At 35.1% G+C, this 26,119-nt stretch carries 19 protein-coding genes; 7 read left to right on the top strand and 12 right to left on the bottom strand.

From position 1 onward, the window contains the following. Positions 1-77: 77 nt before the first annotated feature. From C4S35_RS14925 to C4S35_RS14885, 9 genes are all read right to left on the bottom strand, one after another. Positions 78-2,252: a TonB-dependent receptor family protein gene (locus tag C4S35_RS14925; RefSeq protein ID WP_104000946.1), complete on the bottom strand. Its 2,175-nt coding sequence runs from the start codon at positions 2,250-2,252 to the stop codon at positions 78-80. Positions 2,253-2,277: 25 nt separating this feature from the next. After that, a complete protein-coding gene (locus C4S35_RS14920; RefSeq protein ID WP_104000945.1) occupies positions 2,278-3,375 on the bottom strand; it encodes a cytochrome-c peroxidase in 1,098 nt (365 codons plus the stop codon). A gap of 189 nt (positions 3,376-3,564) precedes the next feature. Then, positions 3,565-4,044, bottom strand: coding sequence for a DUF6265 family protein (locus tag C4S35_RS14915; RefSeq protein ID WP_104000944.1), 480 nt, complete (start codon positions 4,042-4,044; stop codon positions 3,565-3,567). Between the two features lie 236 nt (positions 4,045-4,280). Further along, positions 4,281-6,572 carry a DNA topoisomerase 3 gene (locus C4S35_RS14910; protein ID WP_104000943.1) on the bottom strand — a complete coding sequence of 764 codons (2,292 nt, stop codon included), beginning with the start codon at positions 6,570-6,572 and terminating at the stop codon, positions 4,281-4,283. A 536-nt stretch (positions 6,573-7,108) separates the two neighbouring features. Beyond that, positions 7,109-7,804 carry a hypothetical protein gene (locus C4S35_RS14905; RefSeq protein ID WP_104000942.1) on the bottom strand — a complete coding sequence of 232 codons (696 nt, stop codon included), beginning with the start codon at positions 7,802-7,804 and terminating at the stop codon, positions 7,109-7,111. Positions 7,805-7,985: 181 nt separating this feature from the next. Continuing rightward, positions 7,986-8,570 (bottom strand): fasciclin domain-containing protein, encoded by a 585-nt coding sequence (locus tag C4S35_RS14900; RefSeq protein WP_104000941.1) that lies wholly within the window; start codon positions 8,568-8,570, stop codon positions 7,986-7,988. Between the two features lie 147 nt (positions 8,571-8,717). After that, positions 8,718-9,146, bottom strand: coding sequence for a copper resistance protein NlpE N-terminal domain-containing protein (locus tag C4S35_RS14895; protein WP_104000940.1), 429 nt, complete (start codon positions 9,144-9,146; stop codon positions 8,718-8,720). Between the two features lie 374 nt (positions 9,147-9,520). Further along, positions 9,521-10,603: an L-dopachrome tautomerase-related protein gene (locus C4S35_RS14890; protein WP_104000939.1), complete on the bottom strand. Its 1,083-nt coding sequence runs from the start codon at positions 10,601-10,603 to the stop codon at positions 9,521-9,523. Positions 10,604-10,912: 309 nt separating this feature from the next. Then, positions 10,913-12,730 (bottom strand): hypothetical protein, encoded by a 1,818-nt coding sequence (locus tag C4S35_RS14885; protein WP_104000938.1) that lies wholly within the window; start codon positions 12,728-12,730, stop codon positions 10,913-10,915. Positions 12,731-13,227: 497 nt separating this feature from the next. Here C4S35_RS14885 and prfA point away from each other — a divergent pair, with 497 nt between their 5' ends. The 4 genes from prfA to C4S35_RS14860 all read left to right on the top strand — a co-directional run bounded on the left by prfA (position 13,228) and on the right by C4S35_RS14860 (position 16,504). After that, positions 13,228-14,304, top strand: coding sequence for a peptide chain release factor 1 (gene prfA, locus C4S35_RS14875; RefSeq protein ID WP_104000936.1), 1,077 nt, complete (start codon positions 13,228-13,230; stop codon positions 14,302-14,304). Between the two features lie 58 nt (positions 14,305-14,362). Continuing rightward, the gene (locus tag C4S35_RS14870; RefSeq protein WP_104000935.1) at positions 14,363-14,722 is read left to right on the top strand and encodes a four helix bundle protein; all 360 of its coding nucleotides are present in this window, start codon (positions 14,363-14,365) and stop codon (positions 14,720-14,722) included. A 37-nt stretch (positions 14,723-14,759) separates the two neighbouring features. After that, positions 14,760-15,581, top strand: a complete 822-nt coding sequence (gene pyrF, locus C4S35_RS14865; protein WP_104000934.1) for an orotidine-5'-phosphate decarboxylase — start codon at positions 14,760-14,762, stop codon at positions 15,579-15,581. A 116-nt stretch (positions 15,582-15,697) separates the two neighbouring features. Continuing rightward, on the top strand, positions 15,698-16,504 hold the full coding sequence (locus C4S35_RS14860) for an ABC transporter substrate-binding protein (protein WP_104000933.1): 807 nt from the start codon (positions 15,698-15,700) through the stop codon (positions 16,502-16,504). Here the strand turns inward: C4S35_RS14860 and C4S35_RS15770 are convergent. Beyond that, positions 16,499-16,642 carry a hypothetical protein gene (locus tag C4S35_RS15770; protein ID WP_167386530.1) on the bottom strand — a complete coding sequence of 48 codons (144 nt, stop codon included), beginning with the start codon at positions 16,640-16,642 and terminating at the stop codon, positions 16,499-16,501. The genes C4S35_RS14860 and C4S35_RS15770 overlap by 6 nt on opposite strands. Before the next feature lie 105 nt (positions 16,643-16,747). On the opposite strand from C4S35_RS15770, the gene C4S35_RS14850 reads away from it, so the two are divergent. Beyond that, complete coding sequence (locus C4S35_RS14850) at positions 16,748-17,533, top strand: alpha/beta fold hydrolase (protein WP_104000960.1); 786 nt, start codon at positions 16,748-16,750, stop codon at positions 17,531-17,533. Positions 17,534-18,478: 945 nt separating this feature from the next. On the opposite strand, the gene purU is transcribed toward C4S35_RS14850, so the two are convergent. Together purU and C4S35_RS14835 are read right to left on the bottom strand one after the other, a co-directional pair. Continuing rightward, complete coding sequence (purU, locus tag C4S35_RS14840) at positions 18,479-19,333, bottom strand: formyltetrahydrofolate deformylase (protein WP_104000930.1); 855 nt, start codon at positions 19,331-19,333, stop codon at positions 18,479-18,481. Between the two features lie 51 nt (positions 19,334-19,384). Next, on the bottom strand, positions 19,385-20,092 hold the full coding sequence (locus tag C4S35_RS14835; RefSeq protein ID WP_104000959.1) for a DUF4197 domain-containing protein: 708 nt from the start codon (positions 20,090-20,092) through the stop codon (positions 19,385-19,387). A gap of 287 nt (positions 20,093-20,379) precedes the next feature. On the opposite strand from C4S35_RS14835, the gene C4S35_RS14830 reads away from it, so the two are divergent. Together C4S35_RS14830 and C4S35_RS14825 are read left to right on the top strand one after the other, a co-directional pair. Further along, complete coding sequence (locus C4S35_RS14830; RefSeq protein WP_104000929.1) at positions 20,380-23,832, top strand: methylmalonyl-CoA mutase family protein; 3,453 nt, start codon at positions 20,380-20,382, stop codon at positions 23,830-23,832. A gap of 968 nt (positions 23,833-24,800) precedes the next feature. After that, positions 24,801-26,119 (top strand): SprB repeat-containing protein (locus C4S35_RS14825; RefSeq protein WP_208618890.1); only part of this gene is annotated, 1,319 nt, incomplete at its 3' end.

Below are 26,119 nucleotides of genomic sequence, written 5' to 3'. Positions count from 1 at the left end.
GTTACCGATACTAAAAATAAATTAGGCGCAAATTGGTCATAACTTTTTATCTTTAAAAAAGAAAAATTAAATATTATTTATTGAAATTTAGCTGTAAAACCTAAATAAAAGCTTCTTCCTACCGCTGGTATAATGCCAGGCCCAGGATATTCATCTGTTCTACGGGTAAAGTATGATTTATCAGTTAAATTGTTGGCACCTAACCTAATTGCGAAATTTTGTAATTTGTAGGAAGCACTCCAGTCTAAAACTGTGTAGGCTGGAATATAACCCGCAACCGGATCTTCGCTGCTCATTGCATTTGAAGCGTCACCGTAAGCATCTCCAACAGAATTAACCTGAAAAGTGGTTGATAATTTACTAGTGCTAAAAATTAAACCCACGCGATTTATGGTTTCAGCTGCGGCCTCGACTCTTTTTCCTTTAAATTCTCCTGTGGTGTATTTTGCATTTACATAGGCAAAGGAATTGAAAATACTTAAACCAAAATTAGATTGTGAATTGAAGTATTTAAGAATATTAAACTCAATATAACTTTCGATACCCTGATGTACACTATTAGCAATATTTTTTCTAACAGAATAATAATCTCCAGAGATAGGGTCTGTCGCCAACGTCACGCCAATACGTTTGTTATAAGCCATATAAAATCCACCAATATCAAAATTCAGATAATTTCTAATCGTACCTCTGTATCCTAAATCACTATTAAATCCTTTTGAATCTTTAAGGTTCGGGTCAATTTTTGAGCTAACGCCAAAAGGTTCTAATTGGCTATAATCTATCGGGCGATAAGCTTGACTAATATTGGCATATATGCTGGTGTTTTTTGCTGGTTTTAATTCCAATCCAAGTCCTGCTAATGCAAAAGTTCTATTTCTAACTTCATCTGTAATTTGAATGTCGCCTTCTACTTCTTTATGTCCTTTAGCGGTACTTCTTAAATATTCAAACCGGAATCCAGGTGTGACAGTAAAATTTTTGGAGACTTTAAAAATATTTTCTACAAACGGAGCTAGATTGGTCGTTGTGAATTCTAAATCATATCCCCAATCTCCTGAAATTGACAAATTAAAATCGCTATTTGTTGTTCCTTCTCCACCACCTTGACGCTTAAACCAAGCAGAGCTTTGGCGAAAACCGCCTGCAAAAGTTGATTTTTGGTTGCCTAAGGAATAATTTTGTGAAAAACGTATTTCGGTAGTACTATTATTCATTTTTTCGATTCCTACTTCTCTAGGAACAAAAGCATTTGTAATAGGATCAATGTCGTCTGTCGCTGCTGCACCACCGTCTTCATTTCTCCAAACTAATGAACGGCTACTAAACAAAAAAGTTGACTTGACACTCAAAAGGCTATTTTCCGAAGGCGTATAATTGGCGTAAGCCGCTATGATATTCCATGGGCTTTTTAGCCAGTTTCTTGCACGTGTTGATATTTTTGGATTAGCATAGAATAAACTATCGGTTAATCCTCCCGGCATTTTTATTTTATTTCGAAGCAAAGAATATTCAATACCAAAATTTAATTTATCGGAATGATTGTATTGTATTTTTCCAAACCCAGAAACTTGTGATTGCTGACTATTGGGTCTGTAACCTTCCATATTACGGTATTGTAAAAATCCATAGTAACTTATTTTTTTATAATTCCCACCAACAGAATTAAAGGAATTATACAAACCGTAACTTCCTATAGTTTGTGAAGTAATGAATTCAAAAGGTTTGTTTTTTGGAACATCTTTAGTAACATAATTGACTAAACCGCCAAATTGTGAACCAAATTGCAACGATGCTGCACCTCTAACCATTTCGATACGACTTACGGCTTCCATTGGTGGAATATAATAAGATTCATTATAACCATAAGTATCAGCACTGATGTTGTAGCCATTTTGTCTCGTGTTCATCTCGATACTTTGCGATGGATTGAGCCCACGTGTTGCAATTCCGTTGGCAGTAAATCCGCTACTTTCCGTTTCTACAATATTTAATCCTGGGATTCTTCCCAGTATCTGACGCGTATTATTAATGGCTTTATTGGCATCGAGACTGTCAACAAGAATAATTTCATTTTTTTTGCCGGCATATATTATTCCGTCTTTGCTATCGGTCATATGACCCACACCATTTACGGTTTTGAACCCTTTTACAATGACTTCTTTCAAGATATTTTCCGTATCTTTTTGTGCCTGTATGGTTTGTAGTCCAGCTAAAGCAACAAGGGCAAGTATTATTTTATTAAAATTCATACAATGTTTTTTCTATTATAAAAAATTATTTTCGGTAATGATCGGTTAGTGTTCCAAGAAACGTTTCTAATTGCTTTTCTTCGTCGGCTGTCATTTTTAAATCGCCCAATTCATCTCTATTTACGTTTTCAAGTACTTCTGGGGCGGCGAATTCGCTGGGATTTACATCTCGAATATTATAAAAATGAATGACTTCTTTTAACGTTTTAAACAATCCGTTATGAAAATATGGTGCCGAAACAGCAATGTTTCGTAATGTTGGAACTCTAAATTTCCCATTGTGTTTGGTTTGCGAAACTACCGTTCCAATCCCTAAATCAATAAAGTTCGCTCCCGCGGGATTTATGGCTTTTGATTGATTATAAAATGGATTTTTTTCGTTTCTAGGAACTCCAATGTTGTCATAACTAAAATCAGTAAATAGAATTTTGCCCATTCTGGCATCCGGTTCTAAAACATGACATTGTGCACATTTCCCTTTTCCTTGAAAAATGGCTAAACCTTTCTTTTCAGTATCTGAAAATTTTATTAATTGTTTGGAGAAATAATCAAATTTAGATGTAAATGAATTTACTTCTTTAGATGTTTCAAAAGCGGCTAAAGCATCGGCAACATAAGACATTAATTCTTTGTCAGTCTTTCCTAATCCGTATTCTTTTTCTATTTCCGAAAAATAGGAACTGTTTTTTATTTTGGAAACAACGTTTGCAATATTTCCATTATTCATTTCTACTGCACTTATGAAGGGATGAATGAGCTGTTCTTTTAGGCTTAAAGATCGTCCATTAAGAAAAAATCCACCGATATAAGTTTCATCCTTAGCGTTATAAATACGCTCTGGGGAAAATATATTGTAAGCTATATTTGGAGAATTGATACTTGAAAAAGTACCAGATACAGCTCCTTCTGAAATGTCTCTGTGCAAAGGATCACTAAAGCCAGTTTCAGGCGCATGGCAAGAAGCACATGCTTGACCGATTGGGTTTGACAGGCTTTTGTCAAAAAAAATCAGTTTTCCAATGGCTATTTTATTGTTAATAACGGGCACATATTCAGAATCGTCGGTACAGCTGCATAGCATTATCGAAACAATATAGCCAATTAAAAAGCATTTTTTATTCATTTATTTGGAATAATTAAAAATAACGGTGCAAATATAGAAAGTCATTTGTATTTAACAAACTTATTTAGATTAAATATGAATAGTGGTTTAAAAATACTTTTTACATTGTTGAAATTCAGTATTTTAGCGGCATAAAAAAACCTCGCATTTTTAAAGCAAGGTTTTGATTTGAGTATGAAATGTTAATTTTTATTTGATTTTCTTCATCGAAAATTTCTCTGAACTTGGTTTTCCTGCTAGAATTCCAGAAATTTCAGCTACTAAACTATCTTCGGTTATTTGTGTATAACTGATTTTTTTCGGATAATCATGTTTTGAATTCTCAAAGACCAATTGTTTTTCGGTTAAATTGGTAAGTTTGAAAGTAACAGGCTTATCACCGTTTTGTCCTATTACGGCTGCATTATAAGTCAATTCTTCTCCTTTTTGTTTTAATGTTATGGTTTCAAAATGCAAGGTGTCTTTTTCTTTTATAAAGTAGGACTGTGCTTGAAAGGTGCTGTCATTTACTTTTTTCCAAGTTTCGGAAAGCTTTCCGTCTGCCAATTTGTTTTCCCAGTTTCCCAGTAACCAGCGTGCTACTTTGATTTTATCTTTTTCATTTGATTCGGAGTTTTTACAGGAAACAGTAGCTAACAATAGCAGTGCAAGAGTTATTTTTTGAAACATTATATAGAAATTTTTTGATGTTTTTTTGAAAGGCTAAATTATGAAAAAATAAAACAGTCTCCTTTTTTAGTTTTGGTATTGCAAAATAATGATCTTATATTCCACTTTCTTGTATCAAGTGCAACCGCTTTTAAAACTGTACCATATTAGTCATATTAGGAAATATAAGCACTCCTTTTTGCAGTTCGCTTAAAAATTCTTCTATGTTTTATAGGGTTAAACTTAAATTTATGGTATCAAATACTTTCTTTCAAAATAGTGTATACCAATTCTTTAGTGGGTTTTTGATCTTTTAGTTTAGTTCTGACGATATCAAAAGTGACTTTGAAATCACAACCCAATTTATAATCGCTGCAACCATAAGCCGTGTTTCCCTTGAGAACGATTCCTTTTTGGCATTTAGGACAAGCTAATTCGTCTGGAATGGCTTTCGCCAAAGTTTTCTTAGGTTCTAATTTGAGTTTGAAATTTTCGTCAAAGCGAAGCAAACCTTCCACAATGCCGGCATCTGTTTTGAAATCTTTTAAATTTACCGTAGACCCTTTTTGAAGCAATCGCAAGTATTGGTTCTCAGATATCTTTTTGTCTGCAAAAGTATAGGGCAATTGAAACGTACAACCCGCTTTGTAATCGCCACAGCCATAAGCTGATTTCCCTTTAATCAGCGTCGCTTTCTTGCATTTCGGACAGGCTTCCGCCAAAATTCCTATCGCTTTCTTTTTCTCGACAACAGCTTCTTGTTTTTGAACACTTCCTTTATGCGAAATATTGGCACGTTTGGTTTCACTGCGTACTTCATACACCAAAACTTCAACCATGCGTTTCATATTGTTGATAAACGAGGCGGCGGTAAAAGTCCCTTTTTCAATATCTTTCAACTGCTTTTCCCAAGAACCCGTGAGTTCAGCTGACTTTACCAAATCATTTTGAATAGTATCAATGAGCTGAATTCCTGTGGGTGTTGGCAGTACTTGTTTTTTGTTTCGAATGATATATTGCCGTTTAAAAAGGGTTTCAATAATATTAGCTCGTGTGGATGGACGACCAATACCGTTTTCTTTCATCAATTCGCGTAAATCTTCGTCGTCCACCTGTTTGCCTGCGGTTTCCATGGCCCGCAATAAAGTGGCTTCTGTAAACTGGTTGGGTGGCTTTGTTTCCTTTTCTAAAAACGAGGGTTCGTGTGGCCCTTTTTCGCCTACAATAAAACTGGGTAATAAATCGGCTTCTTTTTCTTTGACGTTTGTGTCTTCAAAAACTATTCGAAAGCCTTTTTTTAAGATTTCTTTTCCGGTGGTTTTGAAAGCTACATCAGCTGCTTTCCCAATTACTGTAGTATTGGCAACCAGACAATCGTCATAAAACACGGCAATAAAGCGCTTGGTAATTATGTCATACACTTGTTGCTGATTGTATTGTAAATTGGTTTGAATCCCCGTTGGAATGATCGCATGGTGATCGGTTACTTTTTTGTCATTAAAAACTTTGGTCGATTTTTTAATCTTTTTTCCTAAAAGTGGTTGCGTCAACGCGGCATAATTGGTCAACTTTTGCAAAATACCGGCTACTTTTGGATAAATATCATTGGGTAAAAACGTGGTGTCGACTCTAGGATACGTGACTACTTTTTGTTCGTACAAAGTCTGTACAATTTTAAGCGTTTCATCGGCCGTAAAACCAAACTTGGTATTGCAATACACTTGTAATCCCGTTAAGTCAAACAGTTTAGGAGCAAACTCATTACCGTTCTTTTTTTCAACAGAGACAATTTCGAACTCACTTTCTTTGACATTATTGGCCAAAATTTCTCCATCATCTTTTTTCAAAAAGCGTCCTTCCTCATAGCTGAAAAGCGTGTCGCGATACAAGGTTTGCAACTCCCAATACGGTTGCGGCTTGAAATTCTCAATTTCCTTGAATCGGTTCACGACCATCGCTAATGTTGGGGTTTGCACCCGTCCGATAGACAATACTTGTTTGTACCCGCCATGTTTTACGGTGTACAAACGCGTGGCATTCATACCGAGTAACCAGTCGCCAATGGCTCTGGAAAAGCCTGCGTAATATAAATTATCGTAGTTGGCAGATGGTTTTAAGTTTTCAAAACCCTCTTTGATGGCTTCAGTGGTTAAGGATGAAATCCACAAGCGTTTTACTTCGCCTTTATAATTGGCTTCGTTCATCACCCAGCGCTGAATGAGTTCTCCCTCTTGCCCGGCATCCCCACAGTTAATGACCAACTCGGCTTTGTCAAACAGACTTTTTATGATTTTGAATTGCTTTTGAATACCCGAATTTTCGACCACTTTGGTTTCAAATTTGTCGGGAAGCATGGGCAGGTTATTCAAATCCCAGCTTTTCCAGTGGGGTTTGTAATCGTTCGGTTCCTTCAAGGTACATAAATGACCAAAGGTGTACGTCACAACATAGCCGTTACCTTCGTAATATCCATCGTGTTTGGTATTGGCTCCTAAAACGGATGCGATTTCGCGGGCTACACTTGGTTTTTCGGCAATACAGACCTTCATTTTTCCTTCTAATTTAAAGGCGCAAATTAGGAATTTAGAAATTGGTATTAAAGAGAAATGGTATGGAGTTATGAACGGGCAAGGTATGCCGCTTTTTAGGAGCAGAACGAATGGTTTTTTCAAGGACGAAATTTCCTGCTGTCCGCTGTATCTCGCAGTCCCGATGCTTCGGGACTGCGAGGATGCCGCTTCCATCAGGGCTACTGATTACGTTTCATTTTCATAAGAACCAAAGCAAATGATTCTGCATTTTGCAATTCTTCGACTTATTCCAGTTCAGTATTGCTTTTAAAAATTACTTTCAAACTCGATTTTTATATCTCAATGGCTTTATAAATAGACGCTTTGGTTGAGTAGTAATAGTCGCAATTGCTTTATTCTAGGCTGAAATTTTTTGGCGTTGCTTATAAAGACATTAACTATGGAATTCATGTTGCTCAATTCAGAATCAAGGCAATAATGCCAAAATACAAGAAATTAAAAAAATAATTTCCTATTTAAGATTTTATGCTGTATAACTATTTTCCTGTTTTAATTTATCTGAAATTACAACTTAGCCCGCTCCATAAACTTGTAATTTTAGCTTCCTTTTTCGGACCATCAAAAATACCATACAATCCTGACGAAGTTGAAAATTCGTAGCCTAAAGTGGTTTGGGAAACAGTAATTACATAAGCACTTTCCATTTCAGCTCTGGTCGATCCAATATTAATTCCGGCCATCGTCGATACCTTTTGTGCATTGCCGGAACTAATACCCATATACCAACCCGCAAATTTCCAATCGGTTTCTGAGTTTGTTTTATCTGATTTTTTTTGCTGAAATACTAATGTTAAACCATTGTTCCAAGAAGCCATTTTTAATGGTCCGGCGCCGCATTCATTATTTATTCCTATAGATGATGGTTTGGATTGCAGCGCAGTAGTTGTAATTTCAATCATCTGGTCGATGGGTTTACCAAAAGGAATTTCAATAGTTGAACCTGTTTTTCTATGTACTAATTGTAGCGCATTGGTTGTCAGTACTAATTTATGGGTATTTATAGTTTCGATAGTTGCAGTACTATCAATGGTTTTCTCTTTGCTTTCTTCAAAACCGGCAACGGTATCCAAACCAATTTCTGTATTTGTGGTTTGCGTTGACTTGTTTTCTTTATTTTGGCAACCAATCAGCGTCGCGGAAATAAAAATTAAAATTTTATACAAGTGCATAATAGAAGTTTTAGAAATCATTTTTTAATTTTTCAAAATCGATTTTTAACTCTCATTTTATTTTAAAACAAATATTTCGACGCCAAAGTTAGTTAATGACGATATAGTGGCACAAAAAAGGTAATTGTTATTTGTTGGTAAAAATCCATAAAAAAAAACCGTTACAATTTTGCAACGGTTTTTGGATTGCTAAATTAAAACCTTATTTAGGCATAACAACGGTGTCAATTGCATGAATTACTCCATTAGAAGCGGCTACATCAGCAAGAACAACTGTTGAAGTTCCTCCATTTGCGTCAGTCAACATCACCTTTCCGTCTTTCAGGCTCAAAACAATACTACCACCTTGAACAGTTGTAACGCTATATTTTCCGTTATTTTTGTTTATTGCATCAGTCACCGCAGCAGCATCAAATTTTCCTGCTACAACATGATACGTCAGTATTGCTTTCAATTTGTCTAAACTTTCGGGTTTCAACAAACCATCAACAGTTCCTGCTGGAAGTTTTGCAAATGCGGCGTTATTTGGTGCAAAAACCGTAAAAGGTCCATCACCACTTAACGTTTCTACTAAACCTGCTGCTTTTACGGCAGTAACTAATGTGGAGAAATCTGCATTTCCTGCTGCAACATCGACAATGTTTGATGTTTCCGCTACAACGGCAGTATCCATTGCTACTGCGGTAGAATCAGTCATTTCTGAAGATTCAGCTTGTTTTTTTTGTCCACAAGAAATAGTTATTATTCCTAATAATACAAATGCGCTAATTGTTTTTACTAATTTCATAATCAATGTTTTAGGTTATAATTATTTAATATAATCAAATATACAATTTTAAAATTATTGTCTAGCTTTTTTAACAAATAATTAAACACAAAAATAAAATAGGCAGTCATTGCAAACGAACACTATTGAAGAATTTGTAATGCCTATTTATATTTTAAAAACATCCAGCCTTTGTATCCACTGAATTTCTGAATCTACAAACGTTAGTTTGGTCTTGATGATTCGGTCCGATTTATCTCTGGGATTTTTAGTAACAAATCTCGCCTTGGAATTGTTGAAATGCAACTTGTATTTTGCATCAAAGTCTTCTTGTTTGTTGGAAGAAAAAGTAATGACATTGTCTTTCGCAGTCCATTTTCCTTTTCCGTATTTATTCACTTCAGGTGGAACTCCATTTTTGATTTTAGAATAGGAATGAAATACGAATGTGCCATCTTGATGTAAGGTCAATTTATATTCAATTAAATGATCTCCTTCTTTGCTAAAAGTGCGATTGTAATCACCAGCAAATGCATTCGATTGCGCGAATATCGTCAGGTTAAATATTAAAAGCAAGGTGGTATGTAGTAATTTCATCGGTTTGGTTTTAAATGTTTTTATAACTTTCTGACTTGTTTTATCTACCCTCGTTTATGGGCACAGAATGCAATTCTGCGCTAACGATTGTGGATATCTGAGCGATCGGGCGAAGTAATACTGCGCTGACGACTATGGATATCCAAGCGATCGGCATCTTTTATTGCTGTTGAAATTCAATTCCATTTTTTGCACAACTATTGCTGTAACATTGTAAGTTGTGAAAGTAGTGAAACTTATTTTTTTTGATAAAAAAAATGGGTCCGAAAAATCAAACCCATTTTACATCATAGATTGAAACTATAAACGATTGTTTCAAATCAGTAAACTTTGTATCCACTGCAAATGCTGGATTTGTTAAGAAACTTTTTTTACTATTTGGCTAATTTTGTTTTGTTTAAAGTAAAAGTCAAATTTGAGATATCAGCTGTAACCTCATTTATTCTTGAGTTTGTAAAATACAAATAGTTGTTATATATACTAAATGTATCTGCCCACTTTATCATATCACCTTCTACCAAAGTGTGAATACTGCCATCTGGTTTTCGATACTGGATTTTATTATTTTCTAAATCGGCAAAATATAAATTGCCGTTGTCGTCAAATAGCATGCCGTCCGGTGCGGCGGTTTTTGCCTCAAATCTAACGCTTTTTTCCATGCTTTTTTCATCTTCAGAATTAAGCATATTTGTTGCAATTGAATAGAGACTGTATCCTGTAAGGGCGTGAAAATAAAGTCGGTCGTTTACAGTGTCTAAGGCTATTCCATCAGAATGAATGGTATTTTTCCATTTTTTGCCTCCAAATGTCAAAAAGCCTTGTTCGGCAGCTGTTGATTTATGATTGTCTAAAACTCTTCTAGAACGACCGGATTTAATGTCTATGATCACAATACCAGAGTTTCCTGAGTCAGTAAGATAGATTTTTTGAGTTTTTTTATCTATCCTAAGATCGTTGATATAAGAATCAGGGTGGTAGCTGTTTTTATCTAGAACATAGGTTTTAACTAATTTATCAGTTGTTAGATCAAAAACAAAAAGACGAGGCGCATCCAGTACATTTTCGAATAATTGGCTTCTGGTGTCTAAAACATACAATTGGTTTTCAAAGGCAATTACTGATTGCACTCCAACAAATTTATTGGCTACAACTGGCTGTCCAATCTCCCAAGAATTCCAATTTTCATCCGGATAGCTTTTTTGAACGGTCGTATTTGTTATTTCTACGACGGAATTATCAACTCCTTTTCTCCATCTCGGAAAATTTACAAAAATACGCCCGGCATCAGTAAGTGTAACTCCGGTAACTTGTTGCCCTTTGAACGCAGCAACTTCTATCACTTGATTTGCTGTGCTGTCAACTTGTTGATTTTTAACTTCGGCCGCTTTTTTGGTCTTTGTTTCTTTACAAGAAACAAAGAATGTAACTATTGAAAATATAATAAGAATCTTTTTCATTTCAGTTGGTTTTGTTTTTGGGCGATTGCATTAAGGAATTACGTGGAACGAAGAAATCCCATTGCTATTATTTACTGCTCGTTGTGTGCACAGTTTGCAAAAGTACGGTAACGATTTTAGATATCGAAGTGATCGGGTTTATTTTCTAGCGTCTTGTTTTAGTCATTGCGAGGTATGAAGTAATCCCATGAAGTTTGTCTAAATGTTAATTTGTTCATTGTTGTGGGCACAGTTTGCAAAACTGCGCTAACAATTGTGGATATCTGAGCGATCGGGCTTCTCGTTATGGGCACAGTTTGCAAAACTGCGCTAACGATTGTTGATATCCGAGCGATCGGTTGATTTTTCAATTTCTATTATGTTATAGCTCTCATCTGAAACTGATTTATTGTCTATGATTTTATTGAACTCTTCAATTGTTAAAACTCTTGGAATAGTATCGGATATCCAATACTTTTTGTTTGTGGAAGGCGTAAACTCTTTAAAAGCCGATAAACCTACCGGAAGTAAATACTTAAACTTAGAGATATCATAATTTTTGCCTTTAGGATTTCGTGATAGCCATATAGCTTTTTCATTTGATTCGTTGATTGACTTATCAATTACTTCCTTTCTCCGGCTTTCAATTGACTCCATATTACCTTTATAATATCCAATGGAGTTTTCCTTGAGTTTACACTCGCATATAATAATAATATTGTTTATGGCGATAGCATAATCAATTTGTTTGGATGAATTATCAAAGGCAAAGCATTGATTATTTGGTAAAATAGATTTTGTTTTGTTTGTAACAAGTTCAAATAAGTCTCCCTTGAAATTTTCATTATCTATACCAACTTGAAACATTAAATCATCTAATATTTGGGGTATTTTACTATAATCAATAATTAATCTATTTGAAGAAACAGGAATGAAAAGTTTTAGTGGTGCAGCAAAAAGAAGATCAATTAATTCTCGATTTTCTACTTTTAAAAAATTATAACCGTCAGTAATATTAACTGTTTTTTTTTCTTGCTCATTTAAATCTAAATTTAGAAATGCAAAATTTTTATAATATTCTAGTTCTTTTAATATATCATTTTCCAAAATAGGTCCTTGATAACCTCTCAAGAAGAATGGTTTTACCATTCCGAGTTCTTTTTCAAGAAAAAATTTATGAAAAATCCTGTAGGCTACCGCTGTGATAACAGTAAGAATTGAAACAACCTCAATTTTATATTTTTTTGAGAAAGCGGCAAATAGTGGTTTATTATTGTTATAAAAACCTCTTAAGGGATAAGCAATAGGAATAAAGTTAGTAACCATATCATCTCCAAAGGAAAGGGGAATTTCAAATTGCTTAAAAATGGAATTTATTATATTAATTTTGGTGTTTGCAATATTATATGTAGGTACAAATAGAATTCCAGAATTTTTATCATCTTGATCTTCTAACACAACACCTTTACGAGAAGTGATAAAGGAAAATTTTCTATCATCATAATTGTTTATTAAGAAATCAAGTTCAGGACTTCTTAATTCTGTGAAATATTCCTTGTCTGAATGAATAACCTTTATTATTGCACCTTTGCCAAGAGCTCTTAATGTTGCACCACATTTCCAAACTTCATACGCTAATTTTTCAAGAGTATAATACTCAAGCATATTTGTTTGGTTAAATTTTGTAAGCACTACTTGACGAGGCAATTTTTCAAGTAATTCTCTTTCATATTCGAAATATTCGCTTAACAAAAGCCCATCAAATACTTCACTAATATTAATATCTCCCGTTATACCAACACATTTACAAAATTCATCCTTCCCATATTTTTCAATTGCTGCATCTATGATTTTCCTTGTAGCTCCTATTGTTATTGGTGATTTATCTTTTCCAGAAGTACTAGGTAGAATTCGACGGGATAAATGAAGCCAATAAATTCTTGATTTCGAAGAAATTATCTCTTCAATTTCTTTCAAAACTACATCGTAATATTCTAAAACTAATCGTTTAGCTTGTAAATAATTATATTCTCTTTCAGGAACTAAACTCCAATAAGACTTTCTCTTTAAGTGAGGTTGTTTTATTATCTCTCTAATTATTGGTTGAGAAATAGTGATAAATGGTCTTTGGTAATAGTCTAGACTCACAGCTTTATTTAATGATAATTAATTTTCAAATGATTGTTAACCGACATTTACACATCCGAATTTAGCAAGATTATTGCTTTATTGTAGCAATTTTTATTTCCAAATATATAACTTTCTACCGAAAATACTGATAAAAATATATCAAGTTTAAATCAATACCCAAAACTAACTTCTTTTGATTCAGGGATTTTACGGAAAACCGTAAAGGCTGTTTTTTTACACAAATGCCCTAGCCCTGATGGAAGGGAAAATCCTTTTTTGATAAAACGCGAAGCAAGTTTTATCAAAAAAGATTGGAATGACAGCAGGAAATAGCTCCTAAAAAGACTATAATGGTTTAAAAGTTCACCGTTTAAAGTTTCTACCATAGTACTGTTTGTGTTAATGATGGCTTTGTGTCTGGAAAGTTTTCGATTGATAGGTGATACACCAAAAACGAACCTTGCAAACTGAATACTTTTTTCGTAATTTTGCACCCTAAATAAAGGAATAAGAAAATGTTAGATAGACTTCAAATAGTAAAACAACGTTTCGATGAGATTTCGGATTTGATTATTCAACCGGATGTAATCTCGGATCAGAAGCGTTATGTGCAATTGAATCAAGAGTACAAAAGTTTAAAAGCTTTGGCTGAAAAGCGCGATGAATATGTGATTTTGATGGCAAATATCGAAGAAGCAAACGAAATAATTGCGGATAACAGTGATGCGGATATGACCGAAATGGCCAAAATGCAACTGGAAGAAGCGAAGGATAGATTGCCGGAACTGGAGGAAGAAATCAAGTTTATGCTGATTCCTAAAGATCCCGAAGATGCTAAAAATGTCATGGTTGAAATTCGTGCCGGAACGGGTGGGGATGAAGCGAGTATTTTTGCCGGGGATTTGTTCCGTATGTACACGAAATATTGTGAGAACAGAGGTTGGAGAACATCTGTGGTGGATATGAATGAAGGAACTTCGGGTGGTTTCAAAGAGGTTATTTTTGAAGTTACCGGCGAAGATGTTTACGGGACGTTGAAGTTTGAAGCGGGTGTTCACCGTGTGCAGCGTGTGCCGCAAACAGAAACTCAAGGACGTGTTCACACTTCGGCAGCGACTGTTATGGTATTGCCGGAAGCGGAGGAATTTGATGTACAGATTGATATGAATGATGTTCGTGTGGATTTCTTTTGTTCGTCAGGACCAGGTGGACAATCGGTAAATACAACCAAATCAGCGGTTCGTTTGACACACATTCCAACCGGATTAGTGGCGCAATGTCAGGATCAAAAATCACAACATAAAAATAAAGACAAGGCATTTGGCGTTTTGCGTTCCCGTTTGTACGAACAGGAATTAGCCAAAAAACAAGCGGAAGATGCCACAACGCGTACGTCACAAGTAAGTTCTGGAGACCGTTCGGCAAAAATCCGTACCTATAATTACGCCCAAGGTCGTGTAACGGATCACCGTGTGGGATTGACATTGTACGATTTAGGAAATATCATGAATGGTGATATTCAGAAAATTGTTGACGAGTTGGCGTTAGTCAACAACATGGAAAAATTGAAAGAAGCCAGCGAGGTATTTTAATAGGTGTTAGGTTTTGGGGGATGGGTCTTGGCGTTGGATTTTTGTAAAACTAAAATATATGAGAAACTTTAGGGATTTAGAAGTTTGGCAGAGTTCTGTTTTATTTGTTAAAAAAATTTATATCGTTACTGGTTCTTTCCCCAAAGAAGAAAAATTTGGACTTGTTTCCCAAATAAATAGATGTGCAGTTTCAATTCCTTCGAACATAGCCGAAGGTTGTTCCAGAACTTCTCAAAAAGATTTCTCTAGATTTTTACAGATAAGTTTAGGTTCGGCCTTTGAATTAGAAACTCAAATTGAAATAGCTAAAGAGATTGGTTTTGTGGATGGAATTTTACACTTAGAAATTATTTCCCAGCTTAACGTAATTCAAAAAAGAATTCAATCCTTGAAAAAGTATGTTGATTCCAAGGTTTAATTCCAACACCTAAAACCCAATACCCAATACCCGAAAAATGACTACTCAACAACTTATTGACCAAATTCAACAAAAGAAATCGTTTCTATGCGTAGGTTTAGATGTTGATTTAAATAAAATTCCACCCCATTTATTAGAACTTGAGGATCCTATTTTCGAATTTAATAAAGCGATAATAGATGCTACACATGATTTAGCCGTGGCTTACAAACCCAATATTGCTTTTTATGAAGCGAATGGTTTAAAAGGCTGGGTGTCGTTGCAAAAAACAATTGTGTACATCAATGAAAATTACCCGGAAATCTTCACAATCGCTGATGCTAAACGCGGAGATATTGGCAATACGTCTTCGATGTATGCCAAAGCTTTTTTTGAAGATTTAAACTTCGACAGCGTTACTGTTGCTCCATATATGGGAAAGGATTCGGTGGAGCCATTTTTAGCTTTCGAAAATAAACATACCATTATGTTGGCTTTGACTTCCAATGAAGGTGCTTTTGATTTCCAGACGTTAAAAATAGATGGGAAAGAATTGTACAAACATGTATTGGAAACATCTAAAACATGGAAAAACAGTGAAAACCTGATGTACGTTGTAGGTGCTACCAAAGCCGAATATTTTACTGAAATTCGTAAAATTGTTCCGGATAGTTTCTTGCTTGTTCCCGGAGTGGGAGCACAAGGAGGAAGTTTGTCTGACGTTTGCAAATATGGAATGAACGAGAATATTGGATTGCTGATTAATTCCTCAAGAGCGATTATTTATGCCTCAAACGGAATTGATTTTCTTGAAAAAGCAAGAGCCGAAGCTTTGAAAATGCAACAGGAAATGGCAGCAATATTAAACACAGTTCAATAAAAATAAGCACGAATTTCAAAGATGTATAGATATCTATTTGTAAAAATTTTGAAATCTGTGTCAAAAAAACTCGTTGAATCTTTGTGTGTTTCTCTAAATCTTTGTGAAATAATAGTATGAAAACTTTAATCGATCAACTCGGAACTTCTCATTCTTTTGAAACTTCGCCAAAACGCATTATTTCATTGGTTCCTTCACAAACGGAATTACTGTATGATTTAGGTTTAGAAGACCGAATTATAGGAATTACCAAATTTTGCGTGCATCCGTATCATTTTAAATCAACGAAGAAACTCGTAGGTGGCACCAAGAAAGTACATTATGAGAAAATCAGATTGTTGCAACCGGATATTATCATTTGTAATAAAGAGGAAAACACAGCTGAAATTGTGGAAGAATTGCGTAAAATTTGTCCGGTTTGGGTGACCAACATCATCACTATTGAAGATAATTTTCAAATGATTACTGATTTTGGTCAACTTTTCAATTGCAGAACCGAAGCCCAGAAATGGAACGACAAATTGGCTTTTGCCTTGAACGATTTTAAAAACTTCATCAAAGATAAACCAGAACAAAAAGTAGCGTATTTCATTTGGAAAAACCCTTTTATGGTCGCAGGTTCGGATAATTTTATCAATGAATTATTAAAACTAAACCACTTTCAAAACATTTATGCTGGCAATTCCGCGACTTCGGGGCGTTACCCGGAAATTGAACTCAAAAAAATGCGTTTAGAAGGCGATCCGGATTTGGTTTTCCTTTCTTCAGAACCGTATCCTTTCAAAGAAGAAGATGCATTCGAAATAGGAAGGCACACGCATCATGCAAAAACGATTTTTGTTGATGGGGAAATGTTTTCTTGGCACGGAAGCAGGCTGTTAAAAGCGTTTGACTATTTTAAAAAAATGCATCAAAAATTATAATTCGCATTCCAGCAGCACTGATTCTTCTACTACAGTTTCGTTAGGCATTTTTTCAATATTGAAGTTTTGCTCAGCAAGTATTTGGTATTCTTTTTTGAGCTTTTCTATTTCACTTTTCTCTTTCAGTAATCCAGTCATGGGTGTAATTTTTTGCAAATTTACGTTTTGTAAATAATAATTCCGCATTATTATATGTTAAGAATCGAATTTAAAATTATTGTTCTATTTTTGCAAAAAAAAGAAGTGATAAATTACACCATTTACAAGAACGAAAATAGCGAGCAATGGGTGACTTTTGTGCATGGCGCTGGTGGGAGTTCTTCTATCTGGTTCAAACAAATTCGGGATTTTCAGAAACAATATAATGTATTGCTGTTAGATTTACGTGGTCACGGAAACTCTAAGCCTACACTTAAAACAGCTTTCAAACAAAAATATACCTTTTCGGCTTTGGCCAATGATATTCTGGAAGTTTTAGATTTTCTTAAAATCAAAAAGTCACATTTCGTCGGGATTTCCTTGGGAACAATTCTGATTAGACAATTAGCGGAAATGTATCCGGAACGCGTACAAAGTATGATACTTGGTGGAGCAATCTTAAAAATGAATTTTCGTTCTCAAGTACTAATGAGATTGGGAAATATGTTCAAATATGTATTGCCTTATTTGGTTTTATATAAATTTTTTGCTTTTGTGATTATGCCTAAAAAAAGTCACAAGCAGTCTCGATTACTTTTTATCAATGAGGCTAAAAAATTATACCAAAAAGAATTCATAAAATGGTTTAAATTGACTGCGGAAATAAATCCGGTTCTAAGATGGTTTCGCCAAGTGGAATTAAATATCCCAACGCTTTATGTTATGGGAGAAGAGGATTATATGTTTTTACCTTCTGTTCGAAAGGTCGTGGAAAACCATTATAAATCTTCAAAACTCTTTGTAATCGAAAAATGTGGACATGTGGTAAATGTGGAACAGCCTACTGCTTTCAACGATGCCGTTCTTTCCTTTATAAATACTGCCAAATAAAAAATGCCTGCATCATTTAGACGCAGGCAATTCTTTAACTAACCAAAACCAAAATAATAAATAACCAGTTTATTACTCAGCAAAGATCATCAATATTCGTACATTTTGCTGTTAAGATTATGTTATTACTTTGTTGTATATAAGTTAAGTTTTTTTCACATTATTTATGTAGCGATATTTAGGCCATCCGCTATTATGTAATACAGGGTGTTTCATAACGCTAGTTTTAAAACTCACGGTGTTTTGCTGCTCTGCAATAATTATTGAAATGGACTAATTACAATTATAAAACACATCAAAATTATACGCAGTGGTTTTATACTGACGTTATCGGCTTGAAAACTATTTCGAAAAACAATTCCAGTACTTCATTTGTGATTGGTTTCACAAAATTAACTTTCAGATCTTCTGAAAATTAAAACCCAGTTTATCATTTTGCTTTGGATAAACCTAATAATAAGTTGTAAGAAGCCTTTTCTCTGATAAAAAATAAAACGGAAATTCTAGACGTTATTCCACCTGATAAAATTGTAAATTTTCATTATTGGAATGCAAAGTCCTTTTATTTTTATAACAATAATTTAAATATTTTAGAATTCAGCACCCGTTATAATTTAGATAATCCATAGAAGAAATCATTCAATGGGTCGTCACTTGTATCCATTAGTGAAATTGGTTCTGTTTCTAAAAATGTTTCACAGCTTAGTGATGAAATTCGTGAAAAGTATGGTCTTTCTGTATTTTCAAAGCAACCAAAACGGAATAAATTCATTTTGGAGTAAAGTAGTATTTGACAATAATGGGAAACAGGTGAAATTAAAATTATAGGTTAAAAAAAATGCTCACCAAAAGTGAACATTTTTTTATAATAGTCTTTATCGATTATGGCTCCCTTTTTTTGGAGAGTCCCGTTCCGAAGCTTCGGGATCGGGAGGGATAAGGATTTTAAGAAAACACCACCGTTTTGTTATTATAAACCATCGTTTTTCGCTCTGCATGTAATTTTACAGCTCTCGCTAAAACGGAGCGTTCCAGATAACGTCCTTTCATAATAAAATCTTCTATGGAATGGCTGTGTGAAACTCGGGCAATATCCTGCTCAATAATCGGGCCTTCATCTAATCCTTCCGTAACGTAATGGCTGGTAGCACCAATAATTTTTACGCCACGTTTAAAAGCCGAATGATAAGGCTTAGCTCCAGGAAATGCAGGTAGAAAGGAATGGTGAATATTAATGATTTGATTCCTGTAAAGTGTAATTAAATTGGGAGTAATAATTTGCATATAACGCGCCAACACAATAAAGTCGATATCATATTTTTTTAATAAGTCCATTTGTTGTTGTTCTCCTTGCGCCTTTATTTCTTTGGTAAAAGGAACATAGTGAAACGGAATCTCAAAACGTTTTGCTACTGACCTTAAATCTTCGTGATTACTTACAATTAAAGGAATTTCAAGAGGTAATTCTCCTGCACTGTATCGTCCTAAAATATCATACAAACAATGGTCGTATTTAGAAACAAATAATGCCATTTTAGGTTTTTGTTCTTGCGTATAAATTTCCCAATACATATTAAACGGAGTCGCTAAATTGGTTTGAAAGTCATTTTTTATGATTTCTATGTCCCAATTTTGAGAACTGAATTCACATTCCAATCGCATAAAAAACACATTTTCATCGGCATCAACGTGCTGGTCTAAATAAATAATGTTTCCTTCAATTGAGGCAATGTAATTAGTCACAGAGGCAATAATCGCCTTCTGATCTTCACAATGTATGAGTATGGTAATTTTTCGCATTTCTATTTTGTTGTTGCCGCATTTCTGCACTTCAAAAGTTTATTTTCAAAATTACATCTTGTCCTGCATCGCAAAAACCTTTTGCAATAAAATAGAAGTTCTTGAGCTTATATTTGTTCTAATGTTTTTTTCTTCTACAGCAACCATTTTAAAAACGCCGTTCATCGCTTGATTGGTAACATAATCAGTCAAATCTGGATTTACTTTATTTATTAAAGGAATACTGTTGTATTTAGTAATAATATTTGCCCATACTTTATCCGCGCCCACTTTAGTAAACGAACTTTTAATAACTGGATTAAATTTTCCGTACAAAGCAGTTGAAGTACTATTTTGTAAATAATTTGTTGCTGAACTTTCATTCCCCATCAAAATTGATTTGGCATCCCTAAAAGTCATGTTTCTAACGGCGTCAACAAATATTGGCGTCGCTTCCTTCACCGCATCTTCGGCAGCACGATTCAATACTTTTAAACCTTCATCAGCCAATGAACTCAAACCAATTTTTCTCAAGCCGGCATCTACTTTTCGCAATTCTTCCGGCAATAAAATTTTTACCGCTTCATTTCTGTAAAAGCCATCAGTAGCTGTTAGTTTTGTCACTTGTTTCGAAATTCCGTTGTTCAATGCTTCCCTCAATCCGCCAGCAATATCAACACCTCCGATTCCCTGCGTTTGTGGTAATTGATTAAGAACCTGTTGCATTTCGGCACAACTGGAAAGAGACACGGCCACTATTAAAATTAAAATTTTCTTCATCGTAATTGTTTTTATAGGTTTAATTCGTCTTTTTGCCATGCGGCTTGTGTAAAAATACTACTTATTCAAAAACAAAGCCACAATTATTTTTAGGAGCACAAACTTTATATTTATTAAGGAACAGTTGTCCCGCTGTCCGCTGTATCCTCGCTGAAAAAGCGAGGGATGCCGCTTCCATCGGGGCTAAACAACAAAATCCTTGCTTATTTATAAACAACTATGGCAGACATTAAATAATTTTTAAAATAAAATCGTAAATTGCGCACTTAAATTATCATATTCATAAAATGGAACCCGTAAAACCGTATATCCCTGTTAATAAAATAAGAATTGTCACCGCTGCAGCCCTTTTTGATGGTCACGATGCAGCAATAAATATCATGCGCAGAATTATTCAATCTACTGGTGTTGAGGTGATTCATTTGGGTCATGACCGTAGTGTGGAAGAAGTAGTCAATACAGCAATTCAAGAAGATGCCAATGCAATTGCAATAACATCGTATCAAGGAGGTCACAACGAATATTTCAAATATATGTACGACCTGCTTCAAGAAAAAGGAGCCGGACAAATAAAAATATTTGGCGGTGGAGGAGGAGTAATTCTGCCTTCTGAAATAGCTGAATTACAAGCCTACGGAATCACCAGAATTTATGCGCCAGACGATGGTCGTGCCATGGGATTGCAAGGAATGATAAATGATTTAGTACAACAATCGGATTACGCTATTGGAGATAAATTGACTGATGAAATCAATCATCTTGAAGAAAAAAATCCAAAAGCAATTGCACGTATAATTTCAGCCGCTGAGAATTTTCCTGATGTTGCAGCAGCAACTTTAGATGCAATTCATAAAAAAAACACCGATTGTAAAACGCCAGTTTTGGGAATTACAGGGACGGGTGGAGCAGGAAAATCATCCTTAGTCGATGAATTAGTGCGTCGTTTCCTTATCGATTTTCCAGAAAAAACGATAGGACTAATCTCTGTCGATCCATCCAAAAGAAAAACGGGTGGTGCACTTCTTGGCGATAGAATACGTATGAACGCGATCAATAATCCTCGTGTTTATATGCGTTCTTTGGCAACACGCCAATCAAATTTGGCTTTGTCAAAATATGTTGCCGAAGCAATTCAAGTAATCAAAGCGGCAAATTATGACATCATTATTCTGGAAACTTCCGGGATCGGGCAATCTGACACGGAGATTATGGACCATTCTGATGTTTCCTTATATGTAATGACACCGGAATTTGGTGCTGCGACTCAATTGGAAAAAATCGACATGCTTGATTTTGCTGATTTGGTTGCAATCAATAAATTCGACAAACGCGGTTCTCTTGATGCCGTAAGAGACGTGAAAAAACAATACCAACGCAACCATAATCTTTGGGATGCTAACTTAGATACACTTCCGGTTTATGGCACCATTGCTTCTCAGTTTAACGACCCGGGAATGAATACGCTGTACAAAGCGATTATGGATAAAGTTCATGAAAAAACGAATTCTGATTTGAAATCAACTTTCAAAATCACGCGTGAGATGAGCGAGAAGATATTCGTTATTCCACCACACAGAACCCGCTATTTATCTGAAATTGCTGAAAGTAACCGAAAATATGATATTACGGCGGTTAGTCAGGAACAAGTTGCTCAAAAATTATACGGGATTTTCAAAACACTAGAAAGTGTTTCCGGAAAATTCCCAGTCATAAGCAAAACTGGAATTGATGAAGATTCGGTATTACCAACTGCTTTGGAAACCGAAAAACAAGGAATTCCTGAAAATAAAATTTTCCTAAATCTTTTACTCAATCAGTTTGATAAAGTAAAAATGGATTTGGATCCTTACAATTGGGAAATCATAATAACTTGGAACGAAAAAGTAAACAAGTACAAAAACCCAGTTTACACGTTCAAAGTTCGTGACAGAGAAATTAAAATGGCTACGCATACGGAGTCGCTTTCTCATTCTCAAATTCCAAAAATTGCGTTACCAAAGTATCAGGCTTGGGGTGATATTTTACGTTGGTGTCTGCAGGAAAATGTTCCGGGAGAATTTCCTTTTACCGCTGGTTTGTATCCTTTCAAACGCGAAGGAGAAGATCCTTCTCGTATGTTTGCCGGTGAAGGTGGACCGGAAAGAACCAATAAACGTTTTCATTATGTGAGCGCAGGTTTGCCGGCAAAACGATTGTCGACTGCTTTTGACAGTGTGACTTTATATGGAAATGATCCACACGTTCGTCCTGATATTTATGGAAAAATCGGGAATGCAGGTGTTTCTATTTGTTGTTTGGATGATGCTAAAAAATTATATTCTGGTTTCGATTTAGTGCATGCAATGACATCAGTAAGTATGACCATTAATGGACCGGCTCCGATGTTGTTAGGCTTTTTCATGAATGCTGCTATTGACCAACAATGTGAGTTTTACATTAAAGAAAACAATCTTGAAAAAGAAATTGAAGCAAAAATCAACAAAATATATGCAGCAAAAGGAGTTGAAAGACCGCATTACCATGGCGATTTACCTCAAGGGAACAACGGTTTAGGGTTGATGCTTTTGGGCGTTACCGGAGATCAGGTTTTGCCTTTGGAAATATATAGTGATATCAAAGCAAGAACGCTGTCCCAAGTTCGTGGAACAGTTCAGGCTGATATTCTTAAAGAAGATCAAGCACAGAATACCTGTATTTTCTCAACGGAATTTGCTTTGCGATTGATGGGTGACGTACAGGAATATTTTATTACCAAGAATGTTAGAAATTTTTATTCGGTTTCTATTTCAGGATATCATATTGCCGAAGCAGGAGCAAATCCTATCACGCAATTGGCTTTTACACTTTCTAATGGTTTCACGTATGTGGAATATTATTTGAGTCGTGGAATGAATATTAACGATTTTGGACCCAACTTATCCTTCTTCTTTTCGAATGGAGTTGATCCGGAATATGCAGTTATTGGTCGTGTAGCACGTAAAATTTGGGCGAAAGCCATGAAAAACAAATATGGAGCGAACGAACGTGCTCAAATGTTAAAGTATCACATTCAGACTTCTGGGCGTTCATTGCACGCACAGGAAATTGATTTCAATGATATTCGTACCACTTTGCAAGCTTTGTATGCCATTTATGATAACTGTAACTCGTTGCATACCAATGCTTATGATGAGGCAATTACAACGCCTACTGAAGAATCAGTACGACGTGCAATGGCGATTCAGCTAATTATCAATAAAGAATTAGGTCTTGCCAAAAATGAAAACCCAATTCAAGGAGCTTTCATCATCGAAGAATTAACAGATTTAGTGGAAGCAGCAGTTTTACTCGAATTCGACCGTATTACCGAACGTGGTGGCGTTCTTGGTGCTATGGAAACGATGTACCAACGAAGTAAAATTCAGGAAGAAAGTTTGTATTATGAGACTTTGAAACATACGGGTGAATTTCCAATTATCGGAGTGAATACGTTCTTGAGTTCTAAAGGTTCTCCAACGGTTATTCCAGCTGAAGTAATTCGTGCTACCGAAGAAGAAAAACAATACCAAATAGATATGCTGCACCATTTACACCAATCCAATCAGGATTTAGTGACGGAACATTTAAATACACTTCAGGAAGCAGCCATAAAAAACGAAAACTTATTCGAACACTTAATGGAAGCGACAAAGGTTTGTTCTTTGGGACAAATTACTTCGGCTTTGTTTGAAGTGGGAGGACAATATAGAAGAAATATGTAATAAACAACCACTTTTTTGTTCTGCAAAAAGTATTTCATTTAGATTTTCGTTCCTAAAATAACGATAAAAGATTATTAGAAAAAAACCTTTCAGAAATGGATTGCCCCCAAATAGTGTCTAACTTTTTTGGGAGAAGTCCAAAATGGGAGGTTTTTTCTTTAAATGTAAATGAAATATATTATTTGAAGTAAGAAAATGATTCTTAATTTTAAAATATTTTATTTAACGCGTAATAAACTATTAATCAGCTACTTAAAAATAAAATTATTTTTTATTTGTATGTTTATTTTCTTACTTAGTAATGTTAATTATCGGGTAAATTAGCAATTCGTCTATTTTACTACTCCTTTTTTTAATCTTTTTATTTTAATCATTAATTTTATGTAGGAAAAAAATGAAGTTGTTTTTTGACGACTTGAAGCTTGTTTTAGGATATAGATTTTGTTCCCCGCATTTTATACTCCTATGTTTGAACGCTCACTTCAATACTTTTTTAATTGAAGATGATTTAGTGACGGTTAGACGCATTTCCCCAATGCGTACTATTCTGGTAACAACCTTTTTTTAGTGTTTAATTTATTCGTTTTGAGATTAATCTAATCCATTTTTACAACTCGATTTTGGTAAATGATAAAGATATTTTTATTGTCGTGATAAAAACATGCTTTAACGACGGTTGCCTTCATGATTTTTATCGGAAGATTTTTTATTCGCCCTCATTCTGTAAACTGCCTATTAAATTAAATGTATGGTGTTAAAATACTATTATTATGAAAAAGAATACAATTTTTAAGTTTTTCGATTTCTTATACAACAAAATAATACGTTGTCTTTTAACGAAAAACGCTATTTCTAAATTAAATTTTTTAAAATTTAATAAGACAAATTCTATCGATTGCCTAACAAAAGTGTGGCAGAATTATTGCCACCAATGGATTACACTGTCACTTTTGTTAGTAACAATTTTAATGACAACTACTACAGTAAACGCGCAGGGATCTTTAAAAGGTATTGTACCTGTTATCTCACCTAAAAGCGGTTCTGGAGTTGATGGCGATGCCTATGCGCATTCTCCTGCTGGATATGAAAATGTAGGCGACTTGTTTGATGCTCAGCATCCTGGCATTGACGGCCACGGCGTTATTAACCCGTTTACGGGAGAATTGCTTTATCCAGGTCAAACTTTTATGCTGCAGGATCGGTATATAAATGATTTAACTGTTTTTACGGCATCCAATAAAATAAATGATAATCCCAATACTTACACTTGGGGTCCAGGAAGTTCACCCAACAAAAATGAAATCGAAAATGCGGGTGCTCATTTTTCTTATGGAGATCCTAAATTAGGTGGATTATCAACTGATTTGTGGTGTTTATTTGCCGGTGACCGTCAGGTCACAATGGGTAGTAGTTATATTGATTTTGAATTTTTACAGAAATCAATGACTATAACTGGAGCAACTACTAGTGCTACTGGAGCAATCACAGGAGGTAGCGGTAGTTTTAGTAGTTTAGGAACTGACGGTGGTCGTACTGTAGGTGACATTCTGATTACTATTGAGTTTACCAATGGAGGTGGGGATGCAAATGCAGTAATTAGAGTATGGACTGCTATGACAGGAGGTGGTTTCCACTATGTAATTCACCCAAATTCAGAGTTTTTGGGTAGAATATTCATTGCTAATAATACCTCTATGACCCATGTACCTTTTGATGTCTTTGGTAGTGATCCTAATAATACTGGTGTGGGTGGTGATTACGCTCCAAATCAATATGCTGAAGGTGCGATTAACCTTACCCAAGTGTTCAAACGAGCGACCGATCCTTGTTTTTCACTCAGTACATTATTTATTAGAACTAGATCTTCTGGTAATTCAGAACAATCTGAATTGAAAGATTTCCCAGGAGCTCCTATTCAATTTAAAGTAGATTCAAATCCAAAAGCAGTTGCAGTTACTACTACTCCAACATGCAATGGCGGGTTTGGTTCAATAAATCTTACGGTCACTGGAGGTATTGCTCCTTATACTTATTCTTGGACAGGCCCAAACAGTTTTACAGCAAATACCGAGGATCTTTCCAATATTAAAGCTGGAACTTACCAGTGGGAAGTAAAAGATTCTAAAGGGTGTATTACAACAGGATCGGTAGTTCTTGCAGAACCACCACCTATAGTTGTTTCGTCGGCAGCTTTGGTTAATCCTAAATGTAATGGCGCAAGCGATGGTTCTATCACCATCACTGCTTCAGGAGGAACAGGGATATTGATGTACTCTGCCAATAACGG

The sequence above is a fragment of the Flavobacterium urumqiense genome (genome assembly GCF_900108015.1).
Classification (GTDB): domain Bacteria; phylum Bacteroidota; class Bacteroidia; order Flavobacteriales; family Flavobacteriaceae; genus Flavobacterium; species Flavobacterium urumqiense.
The sequence above is the reverse complement of the archived record's forward strand: the minus strand, read 5'-3'. Positions and strand labels throughout refer to the sequence as shown.